This window comes from Halobellus salinus, from assembly GCF_014646875.1.
Taxonomy (GTDB): domain Archaea; phylum Halobacteriota; class Halobacteria; order Halobacteriales; family Haloferacaceae; genus Haloquadratum; species Haloquadratum salinum.
Window position 1 is genome coordinate 102255 of record NZ_BMOC01000007.1, and the last position, 13036, is coordinate 115290.

Annotated in this window: 9 protein-coding genes; 6 read left to right on the forward strand and 3 right to left on the reverse strand. The window is 69.2% G+C overall.

Annotated elements, in window-relative coordinates:
- Positions 1-23: 23 nt before the first annotated feature.
- The gene (locus IEX72_RS07370) at positions 24-878 is read right to left on the reverse strand and encodes an HpcH/HpaI aldolase/citrate lyase family protein (protein ID WP_188786728.1); all 855 of its coding nucleotides are present in this window, start codon (positions 876-878) and stop codon (positions 24-26) included.
- A gap of 136 nt (positions 879-1014) precedes the next feature.
- Between IEX72_RS07370 and IEX72_RS07375 the strand changes: the two genes are divergently transcribed.
- Positions 1015-1776, forward strand: a complete 762-nt coding sequence (locus IEX72_RS07375) for a class I SAM-dependent methyltransferase (protein WP_188786729.1) — start codon at positions 1015-1017, stop codon at positions 1774-1776.
- A 9-nt stretch (positions 1777-1785) separates the two neighbouring features.
- Here the strand turns inward: IEX72_RS07375 and IEX72_RS07380 are convergent, their stop codons facing one another.
- A complete protein-coding gene (locus tag IEX72_RS07380; RefSeq protein ID WP_188786730.1) occupies positions 1786-3945 on the reverse strand; it encodes a dipeptide ABC transporter ATP-binding protein in 2160 nt (719 codons plus the stop codon).
- A 330-nt stretch (positions 3946-4275) separates the two neighbouring features.
- On the opposite strand from IEX72_RS07380, the gene IEX72_RS07385 reads away from it, so the two are divergent.
- The 3 genes from IEX72_RS07385 (at position 4276) to IEX72_RS07395 (ending at position 8371) form a co-directional block, all read left to right on the forward strand.
- Positions 4276-5493, forward strand: coding sequence for an MFS transporter (locus IEX72_RS07385; RefSeq protein WP_229663776.1), 1218 nt, complete (start codon positions 4276-4278; stop codon positions 5491-5493).
- A 64-nt stretch (positions 5494-5557) separates the two neighbouring features.
- The gene (locus IEX72_RS07390; RefSeq protein ID WP_188786732.1) at positions 5558-6472 is read left to right on the forward strand and encodes an isocitrate lyase/PEP mutase family protein; all 915 of its coding nucleotides are present in this window, start codon (positions 5558-5560) and stop codon (positions 6470-6472) included.
- 735 nt (positions 6473-7207) lie between these two features.
- A complete protein-coding gene (locus tag IEX72_RS07395; RefSeq protein ID WP_188786733.1) occupies positions 7208-8371 on the forward strand; it encodes a 2-methylaconitate cis-trans isomerase PrpF family protein in 1164 nt (387 codons plus the stop codon).
- Between the two features lie 111 nt (positions 8372-8482).
- Here IEX72_RS07395 and IEX72_RS07400 read toward each other — a convergent pair whose 3' ends face one another.
- Positions 8483-9310 (reverse strand): COX15/CtaA family protein, encoded by an 828-nt coding sequence (locus IEX72_RS07400; protein ID WP_188786734.1) that lies wholly within the window; start codon positions 9308-9310, stop codon positions 8483-8485.
- A 153-nt stretch (positions 9311-9463) separates the two neighbouring features.
- Here IEX72_RS07400 and IEX72_RS07405 point away from each other — a divergent pair, with 153 nt between their 5' ends.
- Both IEX72_RS07405 and IEX72_RS07410 read left to right on the forward strand, forming a co-directional pair.
- Complete coding sequence (locus IEX72_RS07405) at positions 9464-10693, forward strand: M24 family metallopeptidase (protein ID WP_229663777.1); 1230 nt, start codon at positions 9464-9466, stop codon at positions 10691-10693.
- A gap of 91 nt (positions 10694-10784) precedes the next feature.
- Positions 10785-13028, forward strand: coding sequence for an NADP-dependent malic enzyme (locus IEX72_RS07410; RefSeq protein ID WP_188786735.1), 2244 nt, complete (start codon positions 10785-10787; stop codon positions 13026-13028).
- Positions 13029-13036 lie beyond the last annotated feature (8 nt).

Here is a 13036-nt window from a genome sequence, read left to right on the forward strand (position 1 = left end):
CTTCCCCCGCGGGTACGCTGCCCTCACCGGAGCCCGGCAGCTTCTGCCCGCTCGACGACGGTCCGCGCGCGCTCCACCAGCGGCGGGTCGATCATCTGCCCGTCGACGGTGAACACGCCCTCGTCGGCGTCAGCGGCGCGGTCCTGCCCGTCGAGCACCGCCTCGGCCCACTCGAGTTGGTCCGGCGTCGGCGTGAACGCGTCGTTGATCACCGGGACCTGGTCGGGGTGGATCGCGAGTTTCCCGTCGAACCCGATGTCGACCGCGAATGCCGCCTGTTCGCGGAGCCCCTCGAGGTCGCCGATGTCGGTCCAGACGGTGTCGACGGCGTCGACGCCGGCGGCCGCGGCCGCGACCACGGTCCGCTGGCGGGCGTACAGCGACTCGGTCTTGTCGTCTGTCACCGTCGCCCCAATGTCGGCGGTGAAATCCTGGTCGCCGTAGGCCACCGCGTCGACGCCGGGCGCGGCCGCGATCTCCTCGACCGCAACGACGCCCCTGGCCGTCTCGATCAGCGGGACGATGTCGACGCCGTCCGCGCCCAGGTCTGCGAGGTGGTCCGCGAGCGCCTCGACCGTCTCGGGGGTGTCGACCTTCGGGAGCGCGATTGCGTCCGGCGGGGTCGACACGGCGCCAACCACCGACTCAACGTCCGTGCGGCCGCGGCGGTCGTAGGGATTGATCCGGACGCACCGAGCGGGTTCCGTCCCACCCAGGTCGTTGAGCAGTGACTGAACGGTCCCGCGGGCGTCGTCCTTCGCGGCGGGCGCGACGGCGTCTTCGAGGTCGAAGATCACCGTGTCCGCGTCCGTCCCGACCGCCGTCTCCATCATCCCCCGGTCGTCGCCGGGGCAGTACAGCAGCGACCGTCGAACCATACCGGCCACTCGATGGGAGGTGGGAAAAGCCCGCGGTTGTCCCCGACCTCCCGGTCGTCGGCGTCTCCCGCGGCGTCCCGATCACCCCTCGACCGCTTCCGGAACACGTTTCCACGACCGTGCGGACACCAGAGGTATGGCTGGGGGAAGCGACCGGAAGCGGTCCGCGGCGTCCGCGTTCGGTGCCCACGCCGACGCGTACCGCGACAGCACGGTCCACCGCGAGGGCGACGATCTCGACCGACTCGCCGCCTGGTGTTCGGGCGCCGACCGCGCGGTCGACGTCGCCACCGGGGCCGGCCACACCGCGGGTGCGCTCGCTGCGGCGGGTGTCGACCGGGTCATCGCGGCCGATGCCGCCCCGGAGATGGTCGCGACCGCCGCCGCGTCGTTTCCGCGCGTGGAAGGCGTTGTCGCCGACGCCGAACGGCTGCCGTTCGCCGACGACGCCGTCGACGCCGCGGCGTGTCGGATCGCCGCCCACCACTTCCCCGACCCGGTCGCGTTCGTCGCGGCGGTCGCGCGGGTGGTGAAGCCGGGTGGCACGTTCGCCTTCGAGGACAACGTCGCGCCCGAGGACCCCGCACTTGACGAGTTTCTCAACACCGTCGAACGGCGTCGCGACCCGACACACGTCCGGTCACACACCGTCGCCGACTGGATCGGGTGGCTCGAAGACGCCGGGTTCACCGTCGAAACGACCACGGTCGTCACGAAGACGCTCGACTACACGGAGTGGCTGGGCAACGTCGACGCGTCGGCGGAGCGCCGCCGGGGTGTCGCGGCCGCGTTCGCAGACCCGCCGACGGGTGCCGCCGAGGCGTTCTCGATCACTCGCGGCGCCGACGGCGTCGAATCGTTTGCGAACATGAAACTCCTGGCTCGGGCGACCCGGTGACCCGCCCGCTCAGTCGGTTCCGACCGGCTCGCCGACCCGTCCGGGGTCGTCGCTCGGCGACGTCTCGGCCGGGTGAAAACACGCCGCCCCGTGGTCGCCCCGACGCCACGCGTCGAGTTCCGGCTCCGATTCGCGGCACCGGTCGGTCGCCTTCGGGCAGCGCGGCGCGAACCGGCACCCGGTCGGGAGGTCTTCGGGATCGGACGGTTGGCCGTCGAGCGCGACCCGATCGCGGCTCCCGCGGGGGTCCGTCTCCGGGACGGCCGCGAGCAGCGCCTCCGTATAGGGGTGTTGGGGGTCAGCCACGACCTGCTCGGTCGGGCCGGTCTCCACGAACCGTCCGAGGTACATGATCGACAGCCGGTCGGCGATCTGAGTGAGACTCGCGAGGTCGTGGGAGATGTACAGCACACCGATCCCCTCGGTGTTGGCCAGGGTGCGCAGCAGGTTCAACACCTCCGCTTGCAGCGACACGTCGAGCATCGACGCGGGCTCGTCGCAGATGAGAAAGTCCGGATCGACCGCGAGCGCTCGTGCGATCGCGACCCGCTGGCGCTGGCCGCCCGACAGCTCGTTGGGGTATTTGTCCAGGTGGCGCTCGGCGGGGGCCATACCGACCCGTTCGAGCGTCTCCCGGACCGCCGCGTCGCGCTCGCCCGACCGGTAGCCGTGGATTGTCAGCGGCTCGGTCACCAACTGGCCGACGGTGAGCCGAGGGTTCAGCGACTCGTAGGGGTTCTGGAAGACGATCTGGAGCTTCTGTCTGAACGACTGGAGGTTCCCGTCGCGGTAGTACTCGTGTGGCCGGCCGTCGAACCTGAACCCGCCGCCGGTGGGCTCCTCCAAGAGCGCGAGCGTCTGGCCCAACGTCGACTTCCCACACCCGGACTCGCCGACGACGCCCAGGATCTCGCCCCGTCCGACCGACATCGAGACGCCGTCGACCGCGCGCACCGTGGACTCGCTGTCGTCGAACACCTCGCGGACGATCTCGCCGCGCTGTTCGTACCACCGGGTGAGGCTGTTCGTGAACCCCGTCACCGTCGGGGAGACGCCGCCGAGGGGGATCCGTCCCAGCAGCGACTCCGAGCGCTCGTAGTGGGTCTGCAACCCGTCGACTTCGAGTAACGCGCCGTCGGCCGTCGACCGGGATCCCTCGGCGCTACCGCCCCACGTCGCGGCGGTCTCGGCCTCTCGACGCATCACGGCGGCCCGGTCGGCCTCGTGACACGCGACCCGCTGGCTCCGGTAGGGGAGGGCTTCGAGGTCCGGCGCGACTGTCGCACACTCGTCGGTTGCGAACGGACACCGGGGCTCGAAGACGCACCCCGTCGGCTCCGACTCCAGGTTCGGCGGGGTTCCGGGGACCGAGATCAGGTCGCCGCCGTCGGCGTCAACGGCCGGAAACGCGTTCTTCAGCCCCATCGTGTACGGATTCGTGGGGTTGAGCAGCAGGTGGTCGACGCGGCCCTGCTCCAGCACTGTGCCGCCGTACAGCACCGACATCTCGTCGCAGGTCTCCGCGATGACACTCAGGTCGTGGGTTATCAGGAGCAACGAACTGTCGGTCTCCTCCTGGATCTGGAGGATGTTGTCGATGATCTTGTCCTGGACGATGACGTCGAGCCCCGTCGTGGGCTCGTCGGCGATGATCAGTTTGGGGTCCAGCGCCAGCGCCATTGCGATCACGACCCGCTGGCGCATCCCGCCGGAGAACTGGTGTGGGTAGTCGTCGACGCGGTCCTCGTCCAGCCCGACGGTCTCGAACAGTTCCCGTGCCCGCCGGCGTGCGTTCCGCTCGGAGACCTCGCGGTGGGTCTGGATCGCCTGTCTGATCTGTGCGCCGACGGTCATAACGGGGTCCAAGGCGTCGATCGCGGTCTGTGGGATGAACGCGACCTCCTCCCAGAGGAGGTCCTGGCGCTCCGTCGGTGTCAGCGACCGCAGGTCCCGCCCGGCGAACTCGACAGTGCCCGACTCAACCGTCGCGTGGTCGGGTAACAGCCCGAGAATCGCCTTTGCCGTCGTCGACTTCCCCGAGGCCGACTCGCCGGACAGCGCGTAGTTGACGCCGTCCTCGATGGAAAAGGAGACGCCGTTGACGCTGTGGAGCGGTCCATCGCGGGTGTCGTACCTGACTCGCAGATCCTCCACACGCAGGAGTGTCATCCCCGCCCCTCCGGGGGCGACGACGGAGGGACGGCCGGTCGTGAACGGTGGGTGTCGGCCACCCCAGGTCGTGAACGGTGGGTGTCGGCCACCCCAGGTCGTGAACGGTGAGTGTCGGCCACCCCAGGTTCGGTTCCGCGCTCGCGTCGACCCGTCATTGAGACACCTATGATTCATCATCGTTATGAACCCTGGGATCGAACCGTCGGTCGATATGTCGGCCGAGCGACCGCGTTCCGGTCACCCGCCGGGCCTCACCTCTCGCGTTCCAGTCGTCGACCGCGACCCCGCGGGACCGGGGTGTGACGCCGGGCGCCGACGGGGGTGGCGGTGAGCCGTCTCGAACGGTCGCGCCTCGCACGCTTGGCCCGCTTCGACGCCATCGTCCTCACCTCCGCGCTGTGGTTTCTGGGGAAGTTCGTCCGGTTCGCGTTCCCGCCGCTGTTCGAGCGGATCGCGGGCGTCTACCAGATCTCCACCGCGGGGCTGGGCACCGCGTTCAGCGGGCTGTTACTCGTGTACGCAGTGTTGCAGTTCCCTTCGGGGCTGCTCGCCGACCGATTCAGCTCCGTGACCGTCATCGGCGCCGGCGCCACGCTCGCAGCCCTCGGAGCGCTCGCGCTGGCGGTCGACGCACCCCTCGCCGCGCTGATCGCGGCGATGCTCGTCATCGGTGCGGGGACGGGGACGCTCAAGACCGTCGGGGTCAGACTCCTCTCGCGGACGTATCCGCGACAGACCGGGCGGGCGCTCGGGGTGTTCGACACCTTCGGCGCCTTCGGCGGCGTCGCCGCACCCGCGGTAGTGGTCGTCTTCGCCGGGCTCCCCGGGGTCGTCGGCGCCGGGTGGCGGACCACGTTCCTGCTCGCGGGCGTCGTCGGACTCGTCGTGACCGCGGCGTTCGTCACGCGCGTTCCGGCGCGACTCCCGGACGGTGCCGACGGAGACGACCGCGATGGGGGTGTGCCGGTCCGGGAGTACGCCGCGATGTTTCGGAGTTGGCGGTTCTCCACCTTCGTGGTGGTGACGATCCTGTTCTCCTTTGCGTATAATGCCGTGATCGCGTTTCTCCCGCTGTATCTCATCCGCGAGGCGGGCGTGGCGTCGAACACCGCCAGCCTGCTTTTCAGCGCGCTGTTCGCGGTGAGTCTGATCCAACTCGTGACCGGCGAGGTCAGCGACCGGACCGGCACGCTCCCCGTGATGGGTGTCACGCTGGGGCTCGCTACCCTCGGGTTGGGGTCAGTCGTGGTGCTCACCGGCGTCGCCGGCCCGGTGGCGTTGGGCGCGGCAATTGTCTGTCTGGGGGTCGGATCGCACGGGTACCGCCCGGTCCGCGGTGCATACCTCATGTCGGCCATCCCGGCGTCGGTGGCCGGCGGGAGCCTCGGCGCGGTTCGGACGCTGCTCATGATCGCCGGGGCGTCGTCGCCGGCGCTCGTGGGCGTTATCTCCGAGACCGCCGGATTCCGGCCGGCGTTCTGGCTGCTCACCGCGGCGCTCGCGGCTGCGACGGTGCTTTCGGCCGTTCTCTGGGCGTTCGAGTGATCGGTGCGACACCCGACGCCGGGGTTTCGGGTGGTATTTTGCACGGGCGATTCTGCAGTGCCGTATGTACGGACGCGAACGGCTGGCGGCGTCGCTGGCCGCCCCGGAGATCACGGTTGCACCGGGCGTGTACGACGGCATCAGCGCCAGACTGGTCGAACAGCAGGGGTTCGAGACCGGGTTCCTGTCGGGTGCTGGTGTCTCAAATAGCCGGCTGGCACAGCCCGACGTCGGATTCCTCTCGCTCCCGGATATCGCGGATCTGACCCGCCACTTGGCAGACGCGGTTGACATCCCGATTTGGGTCGACGCCGACACCGGGTACGGCAACGCGGTCGGCGTCCACCGGACGGTCCGGCGGCTCGCCGACGCGGGCGCGGCGGCGGTCATGATCGAGGATCAGGAGTGGCCGAAACGGTGTGGTCACATGGCGGGAAAGTCGGTCGTCCCGTTCGCCGAGGCGGTCGCGAAGGTCGAGGCCGCCGACGCGGCTCGGCGCGAGCACGCGCCGGAGCTCCTGATCAAGGCGCGGACCGACGCCGCGACCACCCGCGGGCTCGACGAGGCCATCAAGCGGCTCCGCGCGTTCGCCGACGCCGGTGCCGACATCGTGTTCGCGGACGCGCTCACCTCCGAACCCGATATCCGCCACGTCGCCGCCGAGGTCGACGGCGCCGCCCTCTCGGTGAACATGGGGTTCGGCGTCCGGAGCCGGCCGACGACGCCGCTGATCCCCGCGCGGAAGCTCGAAGCGATGGGCGTCGACGCCGTGATCTACCCGCGGCTCATCACCGCGGCGGCGACCGCTGGGATGCAGCGCGCGCTGGGGGAGTTACGGACCGCGATCGACACACCCGAGACCTACGAGGCGCCCGACACCGTGGTCGACTGGGAGTCGTACATGGATCTCGTCGGGAAACCCGCGGTAGACGACCTCGAAGCGCGGTTCGCGGTAGACGACGAGGAAACGGCCGACTGACGTTCGGTCGTTGGAGGTTGTGTTCGGAGACGCGGTGGCTGACCCCGAACCCACCGTTGGTGGGAGTGGAAGGATCTGCACCCGTCTCGTCCTGTCGACTCTGTCACCGCTTGGGTCTCAGTCCGGCCGTGTTGGTTGACATCCTCCCCGCGCTAAAGCACTGTCTCTTACCCATAAGTCCACCAAGTCCCAAACGGACGTTTTAGACGCTGTCGAACCCAATCTGTCATCGGAAGATCGAGGTGATGAGTGATTCGGGCGGTGATATCTGCGGTGAGGGGTTACTGAATTCGGATAACCGAGATGGGTAAAAACCGTCGCATAGAGGTATCAGATGGGTAGATACAGGATTTTCGTTCGGATTCATCGATCCTAGCACCGACTCGATTTGTGGGTAAGAGACAGCGCTAAAGCACGGGGCTTTCTCCTCGATTCTCCGTAAGCGGATACCAACCGAAGAACCGCCCTCGGGCGGGACTGGAAGGGGCCGCGGTCTCGACGACGGTGACGAGCGCACAGCTCTCGTCAGCCAACCAGAACGCGGAGCGTTCTGGTGAAGGCGGCCGACGTAAGCACCGCAGGCCGTAGGCCGAGGAGCACAACGAAGCCCCCGGGTCGAGACCGTGGGGGCTTCCGAGGCCGTCTCCCTGGTGTTCCCACCGATATTACTCCTAACTAAACACTACCCCCAGTCCCGACCCAACACCTACGTCGGCGCGGGCTGAATCCGCGGCCATGACCGAACCGGCCGGACAGGGGTCGATCAAGGGGACGGTCCTCCGCGGCGGCACCAGCCGTGGGCTGTACGTGACGCCCGACCAGCTACCGCCGGCGGGCGACCGGCGGGACGCGCTCCTGATCGAACTGTTTGGGACGCCCGATCCGCTCCAGATCGACGGCATCGGCGGGGGCAACTCCCACACCAGCAAGGTGATGATCGTCGAGGCGTCCGATCGCTCCGACGCCGACGTCGACTACACGTTCGGCCAGGTCGGCGTCGACACCGAAGTCGTGGACTGGTCGGGCAACTGCGGGAACCTGACAAGCGGGGTGGGGGTGTTTGCGATCCTGTCGGGGCTCGTCGACGCGGCGGAGCCGTCCACGGAACTGCGTCTCTACAACACGAACACGGACACCGACGTCGACCAGGAGATCCCGATTGCCGGTGGGAGGCCCGCGGTCTGCGGCAACTACCGGGTCGACGGCATCCCCGGAACGGGCGCCTGTATCGACTCGTACTTCCGGGATCCGGGCGGCGCCGTCACCGGCCGACTGCTCCCGACTGGAAACCGAACCGATACCCTGCGGGTCGACAGCGACGACTACACCGTCTCGATCGTCGACGCCGCGAACCCGAACGTGTTCCTCCGGGCGCGCGACCTGGGGCTGGACGGGACCGAACACCCCGACGAATTGGCCGGTCCGGATCTGCTCTCGCGGCTGGAACTGCTCCGCGGCGCGGCGTGTGAACGCCTCGGACTCGTCGACGACAGACGCGATGCCGCCGACGAACGGGCGGCGGTGCCGCAGATCGCGGTGGTGTCGGCGCCGCAGTCCTACGACCGCGTCTCCGGCGGGCGGGTCGACGCCGACGGGATCGACGTCACGGCCAGGATCGTGACCACGGGGACGCCGCACCACTCCTATGCGACCACCGGCGCGATGTGTCTGGCCGCCGCGACCCGGATCGACGGAACCCTACCGGCGGCGGTCGCTCGCAACGCCGAGAGGAACACGAAGCCGGTCGACGTGACGATCGGTCACCCGAAAGGGACCATCACGATCGGCGTCGAGACGGCGACCCGCGACGGGGACCTCGCGGTCGAGCGCGTCCGCGTCGGCCGTACCGCCCGGCGCCTCGTCGAAGGCAAAATGTACTATCGTCGCCCCGTAGAGTGACACGAACCGCCGGTGTCGGGTCCCGGTCCTCGCCGACCTGGGTGTGCGACATCCGGGATTCGACAACGGCCCGCCTCGGTCGGGCGCCGCGCCGTCGGAGCGACGCTGCGGTCAGTCGTCGGTCGGGACGCCGTGAACTTCGGGACCGCCGGCGTCCCGGAGGAGGTATCGCGCCGTGACGACGAGTCCGAGCGCGGCCGCAGCACCGCCCACCGAGACGTACTGGAGGGTCCCGCCGTACACCAGCCGGCCCGCGACCAGCAGCGATACCACCATCACCGCGGCGGTGGCGGCGAGGTACCGGATGCGGCGGGCGGAGTGACCGCCGGCCCCCGGCGACCAGACCGCCGCGGTCAACAGGGCGGCGTACGTCACCAACCCGGCGAGGTAGTACGCGGCCTGGACGGTCGGGCCGAATGACACGAACGTGTGCGGCGCTAACACCACAAGCACCGGGAGCAGGCCGCCCGCCGCCGTCAGGGCGATCCGAACCCGCCCAGTGTCGGCGTTGTCGGTGCCGTATGTCCACGCCGCGGCGAGCGCCACGCCGGTGAAGATGATCGACGCAGTGCCGAAATGCGCGAGCAACACCGCCCACTGGTAGGTGGTGACCGTGAGCGCCCCCAGAACGATCTGGGAGGGAAGCAGTATCGTCGCCGCCGCGAGCGCCGCCCGAACCCGGCGGTCGGCGCCGTCGCGCCACGCCGTGATCGTGGTGCCGAGGATCACGAATCCGGTGACCATCGCGACGAATCGGTGGAACCACTCGATGAAGCTGCTCCAGTTCGCGGGGAACAACCCGAGGAAGCCGTCGCAGAGGGGCCACCGCCCCGCGCAGGTCAGCCCCGAACCCGTCGCCGCGGTGTACACCCCGAGGACCATCAGAACGCCTGTGAGCGCGGCTGAGACACCCACGAGCCGGCGGAGACGCGTATCCATACCTGTAAGTCGGGGGCGGAGGCACTTACGGATTACTGTGCGGTTTCGGCCATCGTCGACCCGGCGGTGCAGTGGCGAAAACTCCGGGAGCGCGGCGCGGTTCGGCGGGGCGGGAGTGATGGGAATCAAGTGTCGGTACCGAGAGTGTGGGGTATGACCGACGGAACGCCGCCGGGGGGATCCGAGGAACGCGGGGGAGCAACACCGGCCGAGGGGGGCGGGGACAGTGACACCAACGGGTCGCAACTCTCTCACCGCCGGGAACGGCTGTCGGCGTTTCTCGACCGGGAGGGGCTCGATGCGGTCTGGTTCGGAAAACCCAACTCCTTCGCGTGGCTCACCGGCGGCAGCAACGTGGTCGACCGCGACGCCGACGTCGGCGTGGCGGCCGCGGGCTACCACCGGGAGAAGGGGTTCGTGGTCGTCACGACCAACATCGAGGCCGACCGCCTCGCCGACGAGGAGGTGCCCGCGGCGTTCGAAGTCGAGTCGACGCCGTGGTACGAGTCGTCGCTTTCATCCGCGGTCGCCGACGCGACGCCCGGCGACGGCGCGGCCGACTTCGACGTACCGGGGCTCGACTCCCTGGACGCGAGCCGGCTCCGTCGCCCGCTGTCCGCGGGGGACATCGAGCGGTATCGGGCGCTCGGCCGGGACGTCGCGACGGCGCTGGAACGGGTCGCGGTCGAACTCCAACCCGACGACACCGAGAGCGAGGTCGCTTCGGGGCTCCGAGTCGCGCTGTCGGCACGGGGAATCGAGGCGCCGGTGGTGTTGGTGGGGGGTGCCGAACGGGCGCAGTCGTACCGCCACTACACCCCGTCGCGGGCGGAACTCGGGGGGTACGCGTTGCTGTCGGTGACGGCCGAGCGCGGTGGACGCTACGCCAGCGCGACCCGGACGGTCGCGTTCGACAACGCCCCCGAGTGGCTCGACGACCGGCACCACAAAGCGATGCGGGTGGAGGCGACCGCGCTGGCGGCGACGGTGCGCGCAAGCGGCGGGAGCGGCGGGAGCGCCAACGACTCCGGGAGCGACGACGGGAACGGTGACGCCGGGGACGTCTTCGACGCGATCGCCGACGCCTACGACCACCTCGGAGAGCCCGGCGAGTGGCGGAGCCACCACCAGGGCGGCGCGGCGGGCTTCGCCGGCCGGGAGTGGGTCGCGACGCCCGACGGCGACGAGCGGGTCGATACCCCGATGGCGTACGCGTACAACCCCACGGTTCGAGGCGCGAAATCAGAGGATACCGTGCTCGTCACTGGTGATGGGCTTGAGGTCCTGACACGAACCGGTGAGTGGCCCACCCGGACGGTGTCGTCGCGCCGGGGGGAGGTCACGATCGAACGCCACGCGGTCCGGCGGTTGGGCGGGGAGTAGGGGTGGGGGCGGCGCCCGGTACTGGGTTCGTCATCCGTCGAACTAGGCTTCGACAGGCACCTTTTTTTATGCCGGGGTTGTCGCCGGGGGTATGGGACTCGACGACGACGCCAGAGACTACCACCGGGAGGAACCGCCCGGAAAGATCGAGATATCCACCACGAAGCCCACCAACACCCAACGGGACCTCTCCCTGGCGTACTCCCCGGGCGTCGCGGCGCCGTGCCGCGACATCGACGCCGACCCCTCGCGGGGGTACGAGTACACCGCGAAGGGCAACCTCGTGGGCGTGGTCTCGAACGGGAGCGCCGTTCTGGGGCTGGGCGACATCGGGGCGCAGGCGTCAAAGCCCGTCATGGAGGGAAAGGGCGTGCTGTTCAAGCGGTTCGCCGACATCGACGTCTTCGACATCGAACTCGACCTCGACGACCCCGACGAGCTCGTGACCGCGGTGCGGGCGATGGAGCCGACGTTCGGCGGCATCAACCTCGAGGATATCAAAGCCCCGGAGTGTTTCGAGGTCGAAGACCGGTTGCGGGAGGCGATGGACGTGCCCGTGTTCCACGACGACCAGCACGGGACCGCGATCATCACCGGGGCGGCGCTCCTGAACGCCGTCGACGTGGCCGGGAAGTCGCTTGACGAGCTCGATGTGGTGTTCTCCGGGGCCGGGGCGTCGGCGATCGCGACCGCGCGGTTCTACACCTCGCTCGGCGTTCCCGAGGAGAACATCGTGATGTGTGACTCCTCCGGCGTCATCGGCACCGACCGCGAGGGGCTCAACGAGTACAAGTCCCAGTTCGCGTCGGACATCGGCGCGGACACCCTCGAAGGGGCGATGGTGGACGCCGACGTGTTTGTGGGGCTGTCGGTCGGCGGGATCGTCTCGCGGGACATGGTGGCGTCGATGGCGGACAACCCCATCGTCTTCGCCATGGCGAACCCCGACCCCGAGATCGGCTACGAGGACGCGAAGGCCGCCCGCGACGACACCGTGATCACGGCGACCGGGCGGTCGGACTACCCCAACCAGGTCAACAACGTGCTGGGGTTCCCGTTCATCTTCCGCGGGGCGCTCGACGTGCGCGCGACCGAGATCAACGAGGATATGAAGCGGGCGGCCGCGGAGGCGCTCGCGGAGCTGGCCCGGCAGGACGTCCCCGACGCGGTGGTGAAAGCCTACGGCGACCAGCCGCTGCAGTACGGCCCCGACTACGTCATCCCGAAGCCGCTGGATCCGCGGGTCCTCTTCGAGGTCGCGCCCGCGGTCGCCGAAGCCGCCATGGACGCCGGGTGTGCCCGGACCGAGGTCGACCTCCAGGCCTACGAGGAGCGGCTGGAGGCGCGGCTCGGGAAATCGAGGGAGATGATGCGGGTCGTCCTCAACAAGGCGAAATCCGACCCCAAGCGGGTCGCGTTGGCGGAGGGCGGCGACGAGAAGATGATCCGCGCGGCCTACCAGATGCAGGAACAGGGGATCGCCGAACCCGTGTTGGTGGGCGACCCCGACGAGATCGCCGAGACCGCGGCGGAGTTCGGGCTCGAGTTCGACCCCGAGATCGTCCACCCCGCCAACGGCGAGTGGGACCACTACGCCGACCACCTCTACGAACTCCGCCAACGCAAGGGGATCACGAAGCGAGAGGCCCACGACATGATCCGCGGGAACTCCAACGCCTTCGCGAGCGTCATGGTCGAGCGCGGCGACGCCGACGCCATGCTCACCGGGCTGACCCACCACTACCCCTCGGCGCTCCGGCCGCCGTTGGAGATCATCGGCACGGCGCCCGACGCCAACTACGCCGCCGGCGTGTACATGCTCACGTTCAAAAACCGGGTGATCTTCGCGGCCGACACCACCGTGAACCTCGACCCCGACTCCGGAGTGTTGGCGGAGATCACCCGCCACACCGGCGAGCTCGCCCGGCGGTTCAACGTCGAGCCGCGGGCGGCGATGCTGTCGTACTCGAACTTCGGGAGCGTCGAGAACGCCGACACCCGGAAGATCCGCGAGGCGGTCTCGGAACTCCACGCCGACGACGCGGTGGACTTCCCGGTTGACGGCGAGATGCAGGCCGACACCGCGGTGGTCGAGGAGATACTCACCGGCACCTACGAGTTCTCACAGCTCGACGAGCCCGCGAACGTGCTCGTGTTCCCCAACCTCGAGTCGGGGAACATCGGGTACAAACTGCTCCAGCGGCTCGGCGGCGCGGAGGCCATCGGGCCGATGCTGGTGGGCATGGACAAACCCGTCCACGTGCTCCAGCGCGGCGACGAGGTGAAAGACATCGTCAACCTCGCGGGCGTCGCCGTCGTCGACGCCCAAGGGTAAGTTCGGGA